This is a genomic window from Clostridium sp. D33t1_170424_F3 (assembly GCF_015667585.1).
In the GTDB taxonomy this organism is placed as follows: Bacteria; Bacillota; Clostridia; order Oscillospirales; family Acutalibacteraceae; genus Anaeromassilibacillus.
Genome location: NZ_JADPEG010000004.1, coordinates 61,629 through 78,294 on the forward strand (window position 1 = coordinate 61,629; position 16,666 = coordinate 78,294).

23 protein-coding genes are annotated in these 16,666 nt (G+C 50.9%); 16 read left to right on the forward strand and 7 right to left on the reverse strand.

Annotated elements, in window-relative coordinates:
• Positions 1 to 33: 33 nt before the first annotated feature.
• The 4 genes from I4V53_RS03665 to I4V53_RS03680 all read left to right on the forward strand — a co-directional run bounded on the left by I4V53_RS03665 (position 34) and on the right by I4V53_RS03680 (position 4,568).
• Positions 34 to 1,497 (forward strand): UDP-N-acetylmuramoyl-L-alanyl-D-glutamate--2,6-diaminopimelate ligase, encoded by a 1,464-nt coding sequence (locus I4V53_RS03665; protein ID WP_195984041.1) that lies wholly within the window; start codon positions 34 to 36, stop codon positions 1,495 to 1,497.
• Positions 1,498 to 1,564: 67 nt separating this feature from the next.
• A complete protein-coding gene (locus I4V53_RS03670) occupies positions 1,565 to 2,938 on the forward strand; it encodes a UDP-N-acetylmuramoyl-tripeptide--D-alanyl-D-alanine ligase (protein ID WP_195984042.1) in 1,374 nt (457 codons plus the stop codon).
• Between the two features lie 275 nt (positions 2,939 to 3,213).
• Positions 3,214 to 3,891 carry a hypothetical protein gene (locus I4V53_RS03675; RefSeq protein WP_195984043.1) on the forward strand — a complete coding sequence of 226 codons (678 nt, stop codon included), beginning with the start codon at positions 3,214 to 3,216 and terminating at the stop codon, positions 3,889 to 3,891.
• A 242-nt stretch (positions 3,892 to 4,133) separates the two neighbouring features.
• On the forward strand, positions 4,134 to 4,568 hold the full coding sequence (locus I4V53_RS03680) for a hypothetical protein (protein WP_195984044.1): 435 nt from the start codon (positions 4,134 to 4,136) through the stop codon (positions 4,566 to 4,568).
• A gap of 178 nt (positions 4,569 to 4,746) precedes the next feature.
• Here I4V53_RS03680 and I4V53_RS03685 read toward each other — a convergent pair whose 3' ends face one another.
• Both I4V53_RS03685 and I4V53_RS03690 read right to left on the reverse strand, forming a co-directional pair.
• Entirely contained in the window at positions 4,747 to 4,983 is a 237-nt protein-coding gene (locus I4V53_RS03685) for a hypothetical protein (protein ID WP_050697550.1), read from the reverse strand.
• 117 nt (positions 4,984 to 5,100) lie between these two features.
• Positions 5,101 to 5,364, reverse strand: a complete 264-nt coding sequence (locus I4V53_RS03690) for a hypothetical protein (protein ID WP_195984045.1) — start codon at positions 5,362 to 5,364, stop codon at positions 5,101 to 5,103.
• A 292-nt stretch (positions 5,365 to 5,656) separates the two neighbouring features.
• On the opposite strand from I4V53_RS03690, the gene I4V53_RS03695 reads away from it, so the two are divergent.
• Positions 5,657 to 6,019, forward strand: coding sequence for a LysM peptidoglycan-binding domain-containing protein (locus I4V53_RS03695; RefSeq protein ID WP_286167012.1), 363 nt, complete (start codon positions 5,657 to 5,659; stop codon positions 6,017 to 6,019).
• 237 nt (positions 6,020 to 6,256) lie between these two features.
• Here the strand turns inward: I4V53_RS03695 and I4V53_RS03700 are convergent, their stop codons facing one another.
• The 3 genes from I4V53_RS03700 to I4V53_RS03710 form a co-directional block, all read right to left on the reverse strand.
• Positions 6,257 to 6,928, reverse strand: coding sequence for a hypothetical protein (locus I4V53_RS03700; RefSeq protein ID WP_050697553.1), 672 nt, complete (start codon positions 6,926 to 6,928; stop codon positions 6,257 to 6,259).
• 69 nt (positions 6,929 to 6,997) lie between these two features.
• Complete coding sequence (locus I4V53_RS03705) at positions 6,998 to 8,536, reverse strand: recombinase family protein (protein ID WP_286167013.1); 1,539 nt, start codon at positions 8,534 to 8,536, stop codon at positions 6,998 to 7,000.
• A gap of 197 nt (positions 8,537 to 8,733) precedes the next feature.
• Entirely contained in the window at positions 8,734 to 9,267 is a 534-nt protein-coding gene (locus tag I4V53_RS03710; RefSeq protein WP_195984047.1) for a helix-turn-helix domain-containing protein, read from the reverse strand.
• A 165-nt stretch (positions 9,268 to 9,432) separates the two neighbouring features.
• On the opposite strand from I4V53_RS03710, the gene I4V53_RS03715 reads away from it, so the two are divergent.
• Positions 9,433 to 9,648: a helix-turn-helix domain-containing protein gene (locus I4V53_RS03715; RefSeq protein ID WP_195984048.1), complete on the forward strand. Its 216-nt coding sequence runs from the start codon at positions 9,433 to 9,435 to the stop codon at positions 9,646 to 9,648.
• A 389-nt stretch (positions 9,649 to 10,037) separates the two neighbouring features.
• Here I4V53_RS03715 and I4V53_RS03720 read toward each other — a convergent pair whose 3' ends face one another.
• Positions 10,038 to 10,235, reverse strand: a complete 198-nt coding sequence (locus I4V53_RS03720) for an Arc family DNA-binding protein (protein WP_195984049.1) — start codon at positions 10,233 to 10,235, stop codon at positions 10,038 to 10,040.
• A gap of 134 nt (positions 10,236 to 10,369) precedes the next feature.
• Between I4V53_RS03720 and I4V53_RS03725 the strand changes: the two genes are divergently transcribed.
• Both I4V53_RS03725 and I4V53_RS03730 read left to right on the forward strand, forming a co-directional pair.
• A complete protein-coding gene (locus I4V53_RS03725) occupies positions 10,370 to 10,519 on the forward strand; it encodes a hypothetical protein (protein ID WP_195984050.1) in 150 nt (49 codons plus the stop codon).
• A gap of 36 nt (positions 10,520 to 10,555) precedes the next feature.
• Complete coding sequence (locus I4V53_RS03730) at positions 10,556 to 10,705, forward strand: hypothetical protein (RefSeq protein ID WP_195984051.1); 150 nt, start codon at positions 10,556 to 10,558, stop codon at positions 10,703 to 10,705.
• Here I4V53_RS03730 and I4V53_RS03735 read toward each other — a convergent pair.
• Positions 10,692 to 10,913, reverse strand: coding sequence for a hypothetical protein (locus I4V53_RS03735; protein ID WP_195984052.1), 222 nt, complete (start codon positions 10,911 to 10,913; stop codon positions 10,692 to 10,694). The genes I4V53_RS03730 and I4V53_RS03735 overlap by 14 nt on opposite strands.
• A gap of 397 nt (positions 10,914 to 11,310) precedes the next feature.
• On the opposite strand from I4V53_RS03735, the gene I4V53_RS03740 reads away from it, so the two are divergent.
• The 8 genes from I4V53_RS03740 to I4V53_RS14125 all read left to right on the forward strand — a co-directional run bounded on the left by I4V53_RS03740 (position 11,311) and on the right by I4V53_RS14125 (position 16,662).
• Positions 11,311 to 11,577: a hypothetical protein gene (locus I4V53_RS03740; RefSeq protein ID WP_195984053.1), complete on the forward strand. Its 267-nt coding sequence runs from the start codon at positions 11,311 to 11,313 to the stop codon at positions 11,575 to 11,577.
• 148 nt (positions 11,578 to 11,725) lie between these two features.
• The gene (locus I4V53_RS03745; RefSeq protein ID WP_195984054.1) at positions 11,726 to 11,992 is read left to right on the forward strand and encodes a helix-turn-helix domain-containing protein; all 267 of its coding nucleotides are present in this window, start codon (positions 11,726 to 11,728) and stop codon (positions 11,990 to 11,992) included.
• A gap of 4 nt (positions 11,993 to 11,996) precedes the next feature.
• On the forward strand, positions 11,997 to 12,290 hold the full coding sequence (locus I4V53_RS03750) for a hypothetical protein (RefSeq protein ID WP_195984055.1): 294 nt from the start codon (positions 11,997 to 11,999) through the stop codon (positions 12,288 to 12,290).
• Between the two features lie 3 nt (positions 12,291 to 12,293).
• A complete protein-coding gene (locus I4V53_RS03755) occupies positions 12,294 to 12,599 on the forward strand; it encodes a hypothetical protein (protein WP_195984056.1) in 306 nt (101 codons plus the stop codon).
• 393 nt (positions 12,600 to 12,992) lie between these two features.
• Positions 12,993 to 13,778, forward strand: a complete 786-nt coding sequence (locus I4V53_RS03760) for a rolling circle replication-associated protein (protein WP_195984057.1) — start codon at positions 12,993 to 12,995, stop codon at positions 13,776 to 13,778.
• Entirely contained in the window at positions 13,726 to 14,241 is a 516-nt protein-coding gene (locus I4V53_RS03765) for a Holliday junction resolvase RecU (RefSeq protein WP_195984058.1), read from the forward strand. Before I4V53_RS03760 ends, I4V53_RS03765 begins: the two co-directional genes overlap by 53 nt.
• Before the next feature lie 12 nt (positions 14,242 to 14,253).
• Positions 14,254 to 14,637 (forward strand): Cas9 inhibitor AcrIIA9 family protein, encoded by a 384-nt coding sequence (locus I4V53_RS03770; protein WP_195984059.1) that lies wholly within the window; start codon positions 14,254 to 14,256, stop codon positions 14,635 to 14,637.
• A gap of 15 nt (positions 14,638 to 14,652) precedes the next feature.
• Positions 14,653 to 16,662, forward strand: coding sequence for a PcfJ domain-containing protein (locus tag I4V53_RS14125; RefSeq protein ID WP_195984060.1), 2,010 nt, complete (start codon positions 14,653 to 14,655; stop codon positions 16,660 to 16,662).
• Positions 16,663 to 16,666: the final 4 nt, after the last annotated feature.

Here is a 16,666-nt window from a genome sequence, read left to right on the forward strand (position 1 = left end):
AAAGAGTCTGCGCGGGGATACGGGAGGTTTGCTATGGTTTTAAAAGAGTTGCTGGAAGGCCTGGACTATACCTGTTCCGGAAATGTGGAACAGGAGATCACAAGCCTGGTTTATGATTCCCGCAAGGTGCAGCCGGGGTCGGTTTTTGTCTGTCTCAGCGGTTCGCAGGTGGACGGACATATCTATGCGGAAAAGGCGGTGGAGGCAGGTGCCGCGGCGCTGGTGGTGCAGCGGGAAGTACCGGTGGAAGGCGTGCCGGTCGTGCGGGTGAAGAATACCCGGTATGCGCTTGCCGTGCTGTCCGCAGCGTTTTTTGGGCACCCGGCGCGGGATTTGAAGGTGATCGGCCTGACGGGGACAAAGGGAAAAACGACGACTTCCTATATGATCCGCTCCATATTGGAGAGCGCGGGCATCAAAACCGGCTTGATCGGCACCATCGGTACGGTGATCGGGAATCAGGTTATCAAGACGGAGAATACCACGCCGGAATCCTATGAGGTGCAGAGCTACCTGCGCCAAATGGCTGACACGGGCTGTAAAGCGGCGGTCATCGAGGCGTCCTCCATCGGCCTTCGGGACCACCGGGTTTCCGGTTTTACCTTTGCAATTGGCCTGTTTACCAATTTCTCACCGGATCACATCGGGGGGAACGAGCATCAATCTCTGGAAGAATACCGTCAGTGCAAGGCGATGCTATTCCGCCAGTGTGAAACCGGAATCATTAACATTGACGATGAAAACTGGCAAGGCATCACAGAGGGCCATACCTGCCGCCTGGAAACCTATGGTTTTCACAAGGAGGCGGAGCTGCGTGCAAAGGCGGAACAGCTGATTTCCCGGCCCGGCTATCTGGGCGTACATTTTGAGTTGGAAGGTTCCTGTGCGTTCGGTGTGGACGTTGATATTCCCGGCCATTTCAGCGTCTATAACGCGCTGGCTGCCATTGCCGTGTGCCGTCATTTCGACGTGAGCGAGCAGAACATCCGGGACGGCCTGAACGGAGTGCACGTAAAGGGGCGTGTGGAACCGGTCAAGGTGCCGGGCAATTACACGCTGTTGATCGACTACGCACACAACGCGGTCAGCATGGAGAATATTTTGGAGACCCTCCGGGAGTACCGTCCGAACCGTCTGGTGTGCATGTTCGGCGCGGGCGGAAACCGCGCGCGGTCCCGCCGCTATGAAATGGGGGAGGTGAGCGGCCGGCTGGCGGACCTGTCCGTCATTACCGCGGACAATTCCCGTTTTGAGGACGTGATGGACATCATCGCAGACATCGAGGTGGGGCTGCATAAAACGAGCGGGAAATATATTGTGATTCCGGACCGCAAAGAGGCGATTAAATACTGTATGGATACCGCGCAGGATGGCGATATTATCGTGCTGGCCGGGAAAGGACATGAGGATTATCAGGAAATCAAGGGCGTCAAGTACCATCTGGACGAACGGGAAGTCATCGCCGATATTTTAAAAGAGGAAGGGCTCTCGGTCTGATGGGGATGTGGAAAGAACGGCGGAAGGGGATTCCGTCCGATGATCCAATGGAAAAGGAGGCAGGAAAATGAGAATGACAGTGGGAGAAATTCTGGAAGCGTGCGGGGGAGAGCTGCTCTGTGGAGATGTGGAGACAGTGGTGACCTCCGTCAGCACGGACAGCCGCCAGATCGAGCCGGGTGCGCTGTTTGTACCGATCAAGGGGGAGCGCACAGACGCGCACGCGTATATTGACGCAACCTTTGCGGCGGGCGCCGTCGCCTCCCTGACGGAAGAACATGCGCAGATGGAGGACACGCACGCGTGGATTCGCGTACCCAGCACCCAGACGGCCCTGCAGCTGATCGCGACGGCCTACCGGGCGCGGTTTGCCATTCCGGTTGTCGGCGTGACCGGCAGCGTTGGCAAGACGACGACAAAGGAAATGATAGCGTTGGCCCTTTCCGCAGGCAAAAACGTCATGAAGACGGAAGGAAATTTCAACAGTCAGATCGGCCTGCCGCTGACGCTGTTCCGTTTGGAACCGCAAAATGAAGCCGCCGTGGTGGAAATGGGCATGAGCGACTTTGGCGAGATGAGCCGCCTGGCGCAGATTGCCGCGCCCAATATCGCGGTGGTTACGAACATAGGGATTTCGCATATCCAGCAGCTGAAAACACAGCAAAACATCATGGAGGAAAAGCTGCACATCATTGACCGTTTTACGCCGGAATCCATTTTATTTTTAAATGGCGACGATCCGCTGCTCGCCGGGCTGAGAGGCCGGATGCAGGTGCGCATGCGGTATTTCGGCATGCAGCCCTGGTGCGACTACCGTGCGGAGCAGATCGAATTCCATCCTAATGGCGTCCGGTTCCTCTTCTGTGCGGATGAAACCCGCCAGCGGGTGGAATTGCCGGTTCTGGGACTGCACAACGTCACCAACGCGCTTGCCAGCCTGGCGGTTTCCCAGGTGCTGGGGGTGGATTTGCAGGCGGCCGCGGAGTCGCTGGGCGGATACCATCCGCTCGCCATGCGGCAGCAGCTTCACAGACAGAACGGGGTAACCGTTATAGACGATTCCTATAATGCCAGCCCGGATGCCATTAAGAGCAGCCTGGACGTCCTGCAAACGCTTCGCGAGCAGGACGGACGCTGTATCGCGGTGCTTGCCGATATGCTGGAGCTGGGCGCGCTGGAGGACCGGGCGCATTACGAAGTTGGCGCTTATGCGGCGCGCACAGGGATCGACGCGCTGGTCACCGTTGGAAAGCGGGCAAAGCGAATGGCGGACGGCGCAAAGAAGGAAAATCCGGAATTGCTCTGTCTGGTGTGTGATACCAACGACGAAGCGGTTTCCGCCTTAAAAAAATATTTGCAGCGCGGCGATGTAGTACTTGTGAAGGGTTCGCGCGGCATGCATACGGACGAAATCGTCAAGTGTGTGCTGGCATGCCTGTAATCTTTGTAAAATAGAAAAAGGGTGCGGAAAAAGCCTTTCTCAGGCGGTATTCCGCACCCTTTCTATATTTTGCTGCGAATTGTTACGGTTTACCTTGAAAAACTGTTACAAATTGTAATTATTTTCTTTTGAAGGCTTGTCAACCTCCCTGTTGATATGGTATACTGTAACCAATTTGTTACAAGTTGTAATTTGATTGTAATGAATGTTACAGAAATGCATAAAAGGACAAGCTGTACCGGCTTGCCGATGATTCATATACTTGGGAGGTTGCAATGAAACGGAAATTTCTTCTTTTATTTACGCTGGTTTTTGCAGCGTTAATGCTGACCGCAAATTTCGGTCATAGTGTTGCGGCGAAAGCGGCGGAAGAAAAGACGGGCGTCGGGTTGGCAAATCATGTGCTGCTGGCTTATAAAAACGGCTGGAAGTACAGGAGCGGCTGTTACGGCCAGTTTGTTGGGGACAAGCGTGCCAGCGACTGCTCCGGTTTGATTAAGTCCTATATCTGGTGGCAGGGGGAAGGGAAAAATCCAAAGCCGGGTTCCGCTTCTGTGGCGGGCAGCTCTTCTGCGATGCTGAAAAGTGCGGAAGTTTCCGGAAACATCGATTACAACGACAAATCTTCTCTGCCGAGAATTCACGGTTTGATTCTTTATCAGCCCGGTCATGTGGGCGTTTATGTTGGCAACAATATGGCGGTGGACAACCGCAGTACTGGCGAAGATATGAAATATGAGCAGGTCTTTGGACGGAAGAATATCAAATGGACCAAGTGGTTTAAGTTGCCCCAGGTTACATACCCGACAACCGGTTGGGCGACCTACGATGGGGAACAGTATTATTATGAAGACGGACAATACGTCGTCAATACAAAGAGAGTGATTGACGGGATTACATATACATTTGGCGAAGACGGCCGAATTACAGAGCAGATTCAGGCAGTGGCTTAAGAGAATGAAGTAAGACCTCTTTCAGGCGGAAACGCTTGGAAGAGGTCTTTTTTTGTTTCTGTATTATAAATGATTAAATAGAATAATTTACCGAATAATGTGAATTTAGATATAAAACAAGCTGTTTTATATCTAAATAAGATAAATAAAAAATTTTTTTAAATTTTTTTCAAAAAGTTGTCCCCTTTTGCCGATTTTTTACGTTCTAGTTAATGTAAAACTTTTTAAGGAGGGCATTTTAAATGCTGAAAAAGACACTCGCACTTGTTTGTACATTCTGTTTGCTGTTCGCCATGGGGACCCAGGCGATGGCCGCCACATCTGTAGAGCTGGATACCGATCCAGTTGCCGCAGATCAGATTCAGCCGCGTTATAACGATATTGTAAATATGTATGCGGATCTGTCAATTTCGAATGGTACTGCCTATGTATATGCGGAAGCGGAAGGCAGCAGCAATGTAACAAAAATTACAATCAAGGCAACACTGCAGAAGAAGACGTCCAGCGGTTGGTCGGCCGTTAAAACCTGGAGCGATACAATCAATGGAAACAGCGCGTCTCTGGATGAGACTTATCCGGTTTCTTCCGGTACATATCGTGTAACTGCAACGTTTACATTCTACACTTCTGCAGGCAGAGAGACCGGCAGCGATACCAGCAGCACAGAAAGTTGCTAAAAACTGCAATTTTGCAGTAAGTTAACCTCTTTATTATTGATTATAAGAACCCATATACAACCCACTCCCTTAAAAAGCCGCCTGCTTACCCTCAGGCGGCTTCGTTCTATTTAAAGAGAAATAGAAAAAACCCACCGCTGAAAAAATCAGCGGTGGGTTCGTTTTTGTGGGGAATTTGTCAGTTGCCGATCATGTAATCCAGGAACATGGATTCATCCTCGGGATCTTCTACCTTCAACTCAGCGGAAACGGTAGAACTCTTTGCGCTGTCCAACAGGGAGCGCACCCCGTAGAGCTGGCACAGTTTGCTCTTCAGGTTCAAGGTGTTCCCATCCTCTGTCACCAGATAAACGTTACCCTTTGCCTTGTCCAGAAGATCCAGTAATTTTTGAATATCAATGTCGTACAGTTTCATTGGTTCGTCTCCTCCTATCATTCTTAAAACTGATACCTGATTATACCATGTAAACTACATAAACACAATTATCCATTGGGAACAAGGGATGAAAGAAAAGCGATTTTTTAACAACTTTTATTCACACCAACCACTGGTCTTCGCACACCGGCTCATCCAATAAGCCGCAAACATTTTTTCATCCTCTTCATTCTCAAATTCGATTTCCGGAGAGATCCGGTTGCTTCCGGATTTTTCTACCAGCATCTTGATGCAGTAAAGCTGTGCCAACTTACTGTTCAGGCAGAAAGAGATTCCCTCGCCAGTCGTGAGAAACACATTGCCTTTTGCATGCTCAAGCAGGTTTACAAATTCACCCACACTGATGTTATACAGTTTCATATATACCTCCTTGTAGTTTACATAAAAGATTATATCATATATATTGCACAATTACAAGTGTTTTGATTTGTGCAATATTTAAAATCTTGTAAAAATTTGGATTTGAAACTAGATAAGAGTGCGAAAAAATCCCTTCTATGCCTATTTTTGGCATACTTTTCACAGCTTATGCGGAACTCTTTAAAACCGCGTATAAAAACAAGACTTTATTGCCGGTCAGATGCACTTCCACCCGCTTGGAAACATATATTGGGAATAATACTTGATCAAGCAGACAAGGAGTGACATGTTTATGGAAACCATTATCTATACGATTGTTCCGGGGGATACACTTTGGAACATTGCGCAGAGATACAATACCTCGGTGAATGACCTGGCCCGCTATAACGGAATTATTGATGTGGACCGGATTTATCCGGGACAGACGCTGCGGATTGCCGTTGCGGATCGCCCGGTCACCCCAGTACCGCCTGTAGTGGACGATGAGATTATTGGGGATATTACCCTGCCGGCCTGGTATGTCGTGCGTCCGGGGGATACCCTGAGTGCTCTTGCCAATCGGTTTGGCACCAGCGTGGAAATGCTCGTGTGGCTGAACGATATTCCGGATCCCGACCGCATTTTTCCGGGTCAGCGCCTCAGAATGCGTCCGTAATATTAAGAAAACCTTAAAGGGCAGTCTTGACTGGCTGCCTTTTCTGCTGCCCATAAAAGGAAACGCCCCATATCCGGTTATACGGGTATGGGGCGTTGTATAGACCGGAGGCCAACTTTCGCCTTCCGGCCTATACGACAGTGTAAGGGAGGGTTGGAACTCCGTTTCTACGCATTCAATTTTGATACCGCAGATCGGGCGCAAAGCAGGATAGAGCGCTTTGCGGAGAAACTAGCCTTAATCGCAGCACCTTGGTTTATGGCAATGTTCGTCACAGCCGCATTCTCCTACCTTCGGAGGGAAGAATTCATTCGTGGGGAACTCAATACGGCGGAACATGTCGCAGGGATTATCACTGGTTGTTACGCATTCCTTTTCCGGAATACAGAAATCATAGGCCGGAATCAGCATCTGTACATTGCGCACGATCTGCACAATGGTGAACAGGCCGATGGTTACGTAGATATTGCGGCAGGTATTGGTCTCAAAATTTCCGCCAAAGCGCTGGCAGATGCAGTCCGGAATCCGGCAGCAGGGATCGCAGCACGTCATTGGACGGTCACAGATGCGCGCGGATAGACCGATTGGCTCGGCTACCTGCACGGTCGCTTTGGGAAGCACTCTGCCGGAGGTGATTTGCGGATCGACATCGTCGCAGGCAAGATCGGAGCTGAACATTTTGACGTTGCCTTCGCTGCCGAACAGAATCACTTTCTTGTTAAATACCGCAATACCGCTCACGATCACGGGGCCGCCAGCCGGGAGGGAGTACACATCCAGGCAGACGTCAAAGAAAAAGGTCATATCAACGGAGTAGAATCCCTTATTAAAAGGAACGGGCTCCAGGTCTAGGTATACCGTGATCACTTCCACGTTCCGGATTCGGACGTTCGTGGCTTGCTCAATCAAATCGTGCTTATCGGGTGTGAAGTAAACGCGGAGGTCCTCCAGACAGTCTTTATCAGAAGAGTGACCACCCTATAAGTAAATGGGTAAAAGGTATAGCTCTAATTCGAATTCTGCGGGCCGTGCGCCCTTTTTCTTGTGGTAGATGATCTTATCAACCATGGACTTTAAAAAGTCGTTGCGAGCCTGTGGTGGCGAATCCTGGTACATATCCAGAAGCGATTGAATACGCGCCTGCATCGCAGGGATGTTGAGCCGGGGTTCCGGTTCCGCGATGCGCGCTTTCTGCTCTTCCAGCTTGGAGATCCTGCCCAGCAGCAATCTATGCCGTTCCATGAAGGTATCTGTGTCATACACGCCCTGTTCCAGCAGATCGTGCAGGCGGCCGTCCTGCTGCCTGGCGGTTTTGATTTCCTGCTCGATTGATTTCCGTAGTTCGCTGTGGTTGTCGGACGCCTTGCGTTCCTCCGCTTTCCCCTGTGCCGACAGCGCGTTCATTTCATCGCGCAGCAGACGGATGAGCGCCTGCTCAACAAGCTCTAACCGGCTGGATACGATGCAGCCGCGCTTTTGACATAGGAGGATGGGACCGCCGGCGCAAGCCTGCCGCTGCATGTGCGCGCCGCAGTTGCCGCAAATGACCAGACCGGCGAGAGGGTTTTCCACCACGCCTTTAAAACTGGGGGAATGATAGCGGCCCGCGAAAATCTGCTGAACGCGCTGGAATAGCTCCTCATCGATGATAGCCGGATGCATTCCATCGGTAACGGACCACTTTTCAGGAGGATTATAGATGGTGATGGTCTTTTTATTTCCCCGCGCGCCCGGGCGGATATGCGTCTTCTGATTCCACACAATCTTGCCGGTGTAGGTTGGGCTCTTCAGAATCTGCCGGATGGTAGTGCGGCCGAACTGCTCCGTGCGGTGCGGTTTTGCTCCCATACTGTTCACGGCGTCCGCGATCTGCTGGCAGCCCATCCCTTTATTGGCGTACATGTCGAACATCATCCGGACAAACTTTGCTTCTTCTTCACAGACCTGCAACGTGGGCCGTTTACCGATCTTGGTTTTGGTGTAGCCGTAGGGGGCGTTTGCAATGTAGCCGCCGTCGTCGATGGTCTTCTGGATTCCGCGGCGCAGGCGCTTCTTTATCATCTTCAGCTCCTGACGGCCCATAAACGCCTCGAACTCCGTGTAGGTTTCGTCGGAATCGTCCTCTAAGTTGTAGATTTTGTTGGGTGTGATGATCCGCGTGCCGGAATATTTGAAGGCGTCCAGGATAACGCCCTGATCGGTCATAGAGCCTCTGCCGAGACGCTGAATGTCCATGCAGAGCACGCCAGTGTATTTCCCGGCCTCCACGGCCTCCAGAAGGCGCAGCATTTGAGGACGGGCGTAGAGGCTATCTCCGGATACAACTTCCTCGTAGACGTCCTCAGGGGCAATTACCATGCCGTGATCGCGGGCGAACTTCATAAGGATTTCCTTGTGCTTCCTCAGCGTTTCTTCCAGCGGTTCGCCGGGATCGTCCGCGCGGCTTTTACGGATGTAAAGAGCAAATAAATCAACCCGCAAAATCGTGTGGGGTTCAGCTAAAGGATTTCTCATCATGCGGAAAGCCTCCCCAAAAAATAAAATAACCAAAAATTGACATGTCGCCTTTTGTATTCCCCAGTCGTGACATTTATAGGGGGAGATATCCCTCAAATATGATAAGGGGAGTGAGATGCATGGGCAGAACATATTCGTGTCCGCAACGATCGGTTGAAATGGTGAGACAAATCCTGCGTGGCACAGTGCCGAAGGAATCATCCAACATTGTCAGTCTCGACTTGTATCGCGGGAGCCGGGTAGGCTGCATTGACAATTTCCAGAAGTCCGGAGAAAAATCTTGCTTGACTGGGAGTGAAATTATCTCCCTCTTTCAGGTATCCCCGCTCGATAAGCATTCTATAAAATAGGTTATATGCACTTCTTGGCGTTCCAAGTTCATCTACTACTTGATCTTCATCCTCTGCTTCCGGCAAGTCCGGGGCAGGGGATTTTTTATAATATCCTTCTACTATATCATCCGGGTGAAAACCACTTTGTTTAATATAGTTTGGATCGTATTTTTCGTGTTTACCATAATTATAGTCTTCAATATCATCACGCACCAAATAATCTAAAGTAACATCAAAATAGTCACATAGCTTTTGAATGGTAGGTAATTTCGCATTTTGATAACCCTTTTTATAAAATGCGTCAATCGTTGTATAAGGAATACCACTTTCTTTCGAGAGTACGCTCTTATTAATACCTTTTTCTGCAATTAGATTGTCTAGTTTTTCCAGAAAGTTCATAATGCAACTCCTTTTATCACCTTTTTTACATTGTAACGTTCTATTGTCTGCAAGTCAAGAAATAAATTACGATGTATTGTAAAAATGGTGTTGACATATTACGATGCGTCATATATAATATAAACACGAAATACGATGCATCGTAAGAGAAAGGAGGAAGATAAAATGTTTTCTAATTTAAAAAATGCTCTTGAACATAAAAAAATCTCCATGAAAGCATATGCAGCGGTTTTAGGGGTTACGGAGAAGACTGTGCAAAACAAATTAAATGGCCAGACCCCGTTTACATTACCAGAAGTTTGGACAACTTGTTTTGACTTACTTCCAGAATATTCTTGGACTTATTTATTCAATCAAGACTCACTTCAAAAACCCGCATAAAAAAGCCGCCCCCGAAGGAGCGGCAGAAAGACAATTATTACATAACAACATATTGACAACGCATTACAGATACCGCTTTATTACCATAAAGCACTATCAGTACAGATATGATAATCTAGTTTTAGATTTTGAGCCCCTCGTGCAAGGGGCTCAGCATAAGAACATATTGCCAGGGCAGTACAGGTATGAATTTCAACCCACGTCCTGATAAGGAACGACAGGAAAAGCATATCATGGTGCAGGATAAAATGCAATAAAGATTGCCCAGAGGCGGCGAGGAGGTGAGGGGTTGGAAAGGGAGCAAACAACGATCCGCCTGCCTGCAGAATTGAAAGAACAAATACGGCAGGAAGCAAGGAAAAAAGGAATAGGATTTAACGCGTTTGTCCTTATGATCTTGAACGAGGCTCGAACCCATCATCAAACTGTATAGTTCCGTTCTTTTTTTCAAAGTCTGCAATGTGTTGGAGAATTAATTGCTCAATTTCTTTGTTTGCTGAACGACCGTTTCGCTCCGCAATGTATTTCAGTTTATCCATTGTTTGGGTAGGGATTCTTAAAGCGTAATGCGGCAATTTTGATGGCATTAATATTCCTCCTTGGTTGTCATTATGACAACATAATAGCATCAATTAAATCGTAGCAAAAGCTATTGACAACTAAGTGACAACACCTTATAATAAAGGCGACAAGGTGACAACACTAACAGGAGGGAAACATTATGACAGAAGAGCGAGTGCGCGCAGGTTTGCGTATACCGTATGATTTAAACACATGGCTTGTACTGGAAGCCAAAAGGCAAGGAATGGCGAAAAATGCTCTCATTCTGCAAATTCTATGGGAATGGGCAAACAAACAGAAACCCGCATAAGAAAAGCCGCCCGAAGGCGGCGGGGAGGTGAGAAAAATGAACGATAAAGAAATCAAAGAACGTTTACAAATTGCTTTGTTAAAATTTGTAGAAAATGCGGCAAAAACAAGCGCGACCCCGGAAGAGGTGGAAGCTCTTCCCAAAGTCGCGTCTGTGTTGGCCGGATTGCTGGTTAATCCTCTTTAACTGCAGAATAAAACTTTACTTCTTTTGTGTCAATAACATATTGACTATCCTCGGAGTACAAATGTAGCTCCCCACGACCAATTTCAGGAAGCATTTTAGACATAAACCTTTCTTCTGAAATGGGTTCTTGGCGTGGAGTTGCAGCTTCAGTGATATGTACGAATTTCGTGCATGTACCATCTTTGAAGTTTATTGTAAACGTATACATGGTTATCACCTCCCTTCTATCCAAATTCTACCACTGGATAAGCGGGGATGCAACGACAAATTTCTGCAAAGAAATTCCACTCTATCACTGTAGCAAAAGTCATAGGACATGCCGCAAAAATAATAGAAATGAATCGAGGTGATTAATATGTTGGACGCCCGCGGGCGAGATATTGGAGAACCGATCCTGCATAAGCGCTACATACCGGCGACGCCGGAACTCGTAGAAAGGACACGCCGGAATATCGTGCGGGCGTCATCTAATCTGGGCAGCGCGCATTTCGGTGTCCCCATGACCCTTATCGTTGATTTTGGGGAAAAACCAGAGTGGTATGGTCAAGATACTTGACCTTCACCACGCAGTAAAAATGGACAAGCTCCATAAAGGAGGACAAGCCATGAAGAAAGAAAGCCCATACATAAAGCACAGCCGGCTGGGCGTAATCCTGTTCGCCGCCGGCTTGACCGGGGCCTTTGCCACAGCCATGGCGTCGGACAGCGGCATACTGACCGTTTATCAGGTGCTGATACTGGCGGCGGTTGAGAGCCTGGCCATGGGGGTCGGAGGCGTGCTGGCGGACAAGCCCGCAGCGGAAAAGTCTCCGGAAAGGCGGGGCAGCCGATGGGTAAAAAGTATCTCTGCCGGCCCTGCGCCGAAAAACTGAAGGAATCCCGGTCGGTCACACCGATCCCAACCAGGAGTGCAAAGATCACATGCGCCGCCTGCGGACGCCGGAGGTATGGGATCCCGTATCTGGTCCACTGTAAGTGGAGTATATCGAATATTTTACATACAAGAAAGGGGAGAAAGCGATGAGGACACGGAAAGAAGCTCTGGGCAGCCGCAATATAATCGGCGCCCGTGTTACCGAAGCCCGTAAACGACTGAATGATATGACGCAAAGGGATTTGTTAGCCCAACTACAGGTTAAAGGCATTGAGATGAACGCGTCCGGTTTATCCAAGCTGGAAGGCCAGCACCGGTATGTGATGGACTTTGAACTGGCGGCCTTAGCCGATGTGCTCCACGTAAAGGTGGACTGGCTGCTTGGGAGAAGCAACTGCATAAAGGGGAAGTGAGAAAATGCAAGTAAGCAAAAAAGAAGCCGCTCCGGGCGTTGGAAGCACCCAGGACGGCAAAGTGAAATGCGACAACATTTCTATTCAAAGTGTAGAACAAAACTGCAGGTATGTCAAGAGCGTGGATATGGTCCGAGAACTGCTGTGGCTAAAAGACGTTGTCGAAAGACGGTATACGGATGGTGCAGTCTATGCCTGTCATGTTCATACCTGTGACGATGGAGGAGGAGCGCAGGCCAATGTTACTTTTACCTGTGCAGGAGAGCTGTATACCTTGACTCTGCATCATGAGGTCTGAAAGATGGAAGAAAAAGAGAACGCAGAAATTCGTCTGTTGTATCGGCAGCGGCAGTTTGCCGTTGCCCAGCGTGGAGAATGGTTTTTGTTTATCCGGGACCTTCAACGAACGCCGGACGGAAAGTGGAAGTTTACAGATGCGATAGAATCGCTGAACCCGCTTCCGATCTGGGATACATACCGCGGCATGGCGGACGCCGATGCCGGAAGAAGAATCCGGGAATGGTTGAAAGAACGCGGATGCAATCAAACGACCGGGGAGCCGCTTCCATATGCGCCCCAGCGGGCGGCGCCAGGGGAGTTTGAATGATGCGGCAGCCATATGACAACACCGTTTGTCCGGTCTGCGGAAGGGACGTGCATCAGGAACACGTCTGGTCGCATTGCCCTTTGCATCGCGCCATGGTTTGCATGGAGCATTGTTATACCGGCTGCCCTTTCAGGAATGAATGGCCTCCGCATTGCAGGTATAACGCCGCGCCGAGGCGGACAAACGACAATTGAATAAGAATAGAAACACCCATCGACATGAGGCCCGGCAGCCGTCGATGGGTGAAACATTACCCGGATAATATCCGAAGCAAATCTATTGTACACCATTTGCTTCCCGCGTATTATCCCGACAGGCAAAAGCCCGGGCCTTTTCTGCCTTGGTTGAGGTATTAACATTACAGGCATGAGACCGGGAAGGGGAGAAAAAGCGGTGTACCTGAAGAAGACCTGCAAAGCTGGAATTACCATTGAAGTACACAAGAGCTATTCCGCCCGGTATGGCCGAAATATCCCACGGGGGAACCGGGAAAGCCGCACGCCGGAAGCGATGAAGAAATACAACGAGAAGATGGCTTGGAGAAAGCTCACCCGGCAGATCAATGCGAACTTTGCCCCCGGGGACCTCTTCCTGACCTGTACCTACCGGAAGGATGAGCGGCCGGACCCGCAGCGGGCAAAACAGAACATGGAAAACTTCCTGGACCGTGTACGCAGGCGCTTCAAAAAGGCAGGAGCAGAGTTTAAATACATACAGGTGACCGCCTACGGAAAACAGGGAGGGATCCATCATCACGTGATTATCCCGGCGTTTGACTACCAGGTGGTTACAGCATGTTGGCCGCACGGAGCCCTGCGGTTTGAGTCCCTGTATCCGGACGGTGAATACTCCGCCCTTGCCTGGTACCTCATCAAACAGTCCCGGCTGTCTCCGGACGGAGGGGAGTCCATCCCCGGAAACCGGTGGTCCGGAAGCCGTAACCTCATAAAACCTGTGGAAAAGGTGGAAGAAGTAGACGCCAAAGAATGGCGCGAGGAACCAAAGCCCATCAAAGGCTATTACATAGACCCGAACTCCGTGGAGAACGGAATCTCCCCTGTAACGGGGATCCCTTATCAATTTTATCGCATGATCCAGATCAAACCAGAGAAAGGAAGTCCAAAGAATGCAATACGATCAGCAAAAGGTCCGCCGGCAGTGGCAAAACACCGTAAATAACGCGCAGGGGCATGTATTTGAAAGCAACATCAAGGCGGCCTGTGAGCATTACAAGGCACAGCGGCGCGCAAAGATCGATAAAATCCCGGAGCCGTTCCGTGTCATGAAGAAGCACGGGGAAGGGCTTTTCACCGGGCGTTTCACCGCAGCGGCGGAGCCGGACTACCAGGGGACGCTGGCCGGAGGCAAATCTATCGTCTTTGAAGCCAAGTACACGACCACGGACCGGATGAACCGGAACGTCCTGACGCAGGAACAACTGGACTCGTTGGAAGATCACGCTGGAATGGGCGCGGCGGCCGCGGTATGTATCGGGATCAAGGACCGCTTTTTCTTCGTGCCCTGGAGTGTCTGGCGCGATATGAAAGCAATCTATGGCCGGAAGTATGTGACAGCGGAAGACCTGCGGCTGTACCGTGTGAAGTTCAACGGCGCGGTCCTCTTCCTGGACTATTTACGATGAGGAGTGGCAGCTATGAGTAAAACACAGGATGCTATCATGAAAATTAACATGGAGATGCAAAAGGATCCGCAGGACCGGTATATGGAGATCGTCGGCCATTACATTATCGACCGCTGCAGTGACGATGCCGTGGCCAACGCCGTCATGGACAGCGGGAAAACGCTGGAGGGAGCCATGAAGGCTATTACAGCCGCCGCCCGGAAGAAAATGAAGGATAGTGTGAGCGTCATGAGCGATACGGACGTATTTGACGCCGTCGACCAATACCTCGCTGCCGGCAGGGACGACGCGGTGCGCCAGGCGGTCAGGCGGGAGGTGAACGGTTCAGGCATGGTACCTGCCGTCCCGGTTCAGCAGGACAACCTGATCAGCCTCGACTTCGACAGCTTTATATAGCGGGAGGCGCTAGATGTGAAAATAGACAAAAAGATCAAATCAAAACCATGGCCCGAACCGTTTCATGGGAACGACCGGATGCATTACCGTGTCACAGCGGCGACGCCGGTCGTCGATCCCGAGCGCCAGCTGGTCGTGAATTTCAGCGTCAACCGTGAAAATAAGCAAACTGCGCGCAGCGCCGGAGATTTCCGGGTCGTCTGCTCGAAAAAGGGACCTGCCTTCGCTGTTGTGTTTGCCGGAGACGCCCGGAAGAAGGAAAAAAGCCTGAAGGACTGCATGAGAACTTGGTATACATCACCGAAAACCTGTTACCCGGAAATCTCAGAAAAGGACGAAGCCGTCCTGGCCCGGTGGCTCCGGACGCCGGATACACAGAACCACCAGATTGACAATTTGGCCGCGTGGATGGATACGGCGCAGGCAGCTATGGTCCAGGAAGCAAAGCGCCGCCGCGGAGAACTGCCGGATGAAGACGTCTGCCTGTGCCCGGAAGAGCTTCCGGAAGGGTTGGAGGATTGGATCCGCCGGGAGGTACTACCCGGCGACAGGACGCTGCTCTACAAAAAAGGGAATGTGCGGGGCACCTGTTTCCTTTGCGGCCGTGAAGTCTGCGCGCGGGCGGAGCGGTTCTGCCAGGGGCGTTATGTCACCTGCCCGGACTGCGGGGAGAAGGTCCTTTGCGTCATCTCCGGCGGCGCGCAGTACCGGGCGGATTATGTCCAGAACATCGTGGCCATGCAAAAAGGCACGGATGGACAGACTGTGTTCTTTCGGCAGTGGCACCTGAAACGGGATCCTGCAGCCCGGTATGAACGCATCGCAGACTGGCTGGAAGAGTTCGGCCGGTACGCCGCCCAAGGCTTTCATGTTGCCAAATGGTTGCATGAGTATAAAGAGAACTATTGCATGAATGCCTGGCGGTACAGGCTGGACGGTTGGACACGCTTTGCCGGTACGGAGGTATATGACGGGAGTTATGCGTTTTTCCCCGGATCCATTCCCGCCGCCGTTGCCGGGACCCGCCTGCAGTATGCGTACATTCCTGGATACTATGAAACCATGAATACAGATTATTCGGACAGCGGTTACGGATACCACAACGTTATCCGGTACGCTCTCGACTGGACCAGATACCCGGTTATGGAATTCCTGTGGAAAGCCGGATACCGGCAGCTTGTTTTCCAGCGCGTCGCCGGATTGTCCAAGAGCAACCGGAACGCCATCCGGTGGACCAGGAAGACGTTGAAGGAATGCTTTCGGTTCCCTCTCCGCCTCCTGAAAATCAAAGAGCCGGGGCAGTGGACCATGGACGACGTCCAGCGGTTATCCGACCTCTGGTCATATGTCGAAGCCGGCCGTATGACGGAAATGGATGCGGTCGAGCTGATGGACAAGGACATCGAATACAAGCTGATCGTGGAAGCGGCGGAATACGCGCCTGTCAGGAACATCGTGAAATATCTTGACGGACAGAAGCAGGCATACATGGGAAGGATCGAGCGGTTTTACCGGGACTACCTGCAGGAATGCCTGCAGCTCCGTTTGAATCTGTGCGACAGACAGATCCTTTTTCCGCGGGATCTGCACGCGGCCCATGAGCGTACAATGGCGCAGATTAAATTTGAGAAGAACAAGGCGGACCAGGAAGCCTTTGCCGCGCAGGTGGCAAAGCTGGAGCGGTGGGTCTGGGAGCAGGACGGTCTCTTTATCCGCCCGGCGCGGACGCAGGAAGAGCTTGCCCGGGAAGGCGCCGCCCTGCACCACTGCGTTGGAGGGTACATACAGCGTATGGCCAGCGGAGAGACAGCAATCTTTTTCATCCGCCGGGCCGAGGCGCCGGATACGCCGTTCTACACATTGGAGCTGCAGAGCAGGCGCGTGGTACAGTGCCGGACAGATCACAACGACAGCTATGCAAACCATCCGGAAGTGAAGGCGTTTGTGGACGCCTGGCTGGCCCAAATCGTGACCGCCCGGCGGAAGAAAACCCAAAGTAAAAAGAAAAAGACAGCGGCAGCGTAACAGA

Excerpts from the sequence above, each read along its gene's own strand:
- I4V53_RS03690 (WP_195984045.1), bottom strand. The coding sequence starts at position 5,364 with ATGAAACTGTATAACATCAGTGTGGGTGAATTTGTAAACCTGCTTGAG.
- I4V53_RS03750 (WP_195984055.1), top strand. The coding sequence starts at position 11,997 with ATGCAAGTAAGCAAAAAAGAAGCCGCTCCGGGCGTTGGAAGCACCCAG.
- I4V53_RS03770 (WP_195984059.1), top strand. The coding sequence starts at position 14,254 with ATGAGTAAAACACAGGATGCTATCATGAAAATTAACATGGAGATGCAA.
- I4V53_RS03765 (WP_195984058.1), top strand. The coding sequence starts at position 13,726 with ATGCAATACGATCAGCAAAAGGTCCGCCGGCAGTGGCAAAACACCGTA.
- I4V53_RS03695 (WP_286167012.1), top strand. The coding sequence starts at position 5,657 with ATGGAAACCATTATCTATACGATTGTTCCGGGGGATACACTTTGGAAC.
- I4V53_RS03720 (WP_195984049.1), bottom strand. The coding sequence starts at position 10,235 with ATGCCATCAAAATTGCCGCATTACGCTTTAAGAATCCCTACCCAAACA.
- I4V53_RS03755 (WP_195984056.1), top strand. The coding sequence starts at position 12,294 with ATGGAAGAAAAAGAGAACGCAGAAATTCGTCTGTTGTATCGGCAGCGG.
- I4V53_RS03745 (WP_195984054.1), top strand. The coding sequence starts at position 11,726 with ATGAGGACACGGAAAGAAGCTCTGGGCAGCCGCAATATAATCGGCGCC.
- I4V53_RS03670 (WP_195984042.1), top strand. The coding sequence starts at position 1,565 with ATGAGAATGACAGTGGGAGAAATTCTGGAAGCGTGCGGGGGAGAGCTG.
- I4V53_RS03740 (WP_195984053.1), top strand. The coding sequence starts at position 11,311 with ATGAAGAAAGAAAGCCCATACATAAAGCACAGCCGGCTGGGCGTAATC.
- I4V53_RS03730 (WP_195984051.1), top strand. The coding sequence starts at position 10,556 with ATGAACGATAAAGAAATCAAAGAACGTTTACAAATTGCTTTGTTAAAA.
- I4V53_RS03675 (WP_195984043.1), top strand. The coding sequence starts at position 3,214 with ATGAAACGGAAATTTCTTCTTTTATTTACGCTGGTTTTTGCAGCGTTA.
- I4V53_RS03715 (WP_195984048.1), top strand. The coding sequence starts at position 9,433 with ATGTTTTCTAATTTAAAAAATGCTCTTGAACATAAAAAAATCTCCATG.
- I4V53_RS03710 (WP_195984047.1), bottom strand. The coding sequence starts at position 9,267 with ATGAACTTTCTGGAAAAACTAGACAATCTAATTGCAGAAAAAGGTATT.
- I4V53_RS03735 (WP_195984052.1), bottom strand. The coding sequence starts at position 10,913 with ATGTATACGTTTACAATAAACTTCAAAGATGGTACATGCACGAAATTC.
- I4V53_RS03725 (WP_195984050.1), top strand. The coding sequence starts at position 10,370 with ATGACAGAAGAGCGAGTGCGCGCAGGTTTGCGTATACCGTATGATTTA.
- I4V53_RS03685 (WP_050697550.1), bottom strand. The coding sequence starts at position 4,983 with ATGAAACTGTACGACATTGATATTCAAAAATTACTGGATCTTCTGGAC.
- I4V53_RS03665 (WP_195984041.1), top strand. The coding sequence starts at position 34 with ATGGTTTTAAAAGAGTTGCTGGAAGGCCTGGACTATACCTGTTCCGGA.
- I4V53_RS03680 (WP_195984044.1), top strand. The coding sequence starts at position 4,134 with ATGCTGAAAAAGACACTCGCACTTGTTTGTACATTCTGTTTGCTGTTC.
- I4V53_RS03705 (WP_286167013.1), bottom strand. The coding sequence starts at position 8,536 with ATGATGAGAAATCCTTTAGCTGAACCCCACACGATTTTGCGGGTTGAT.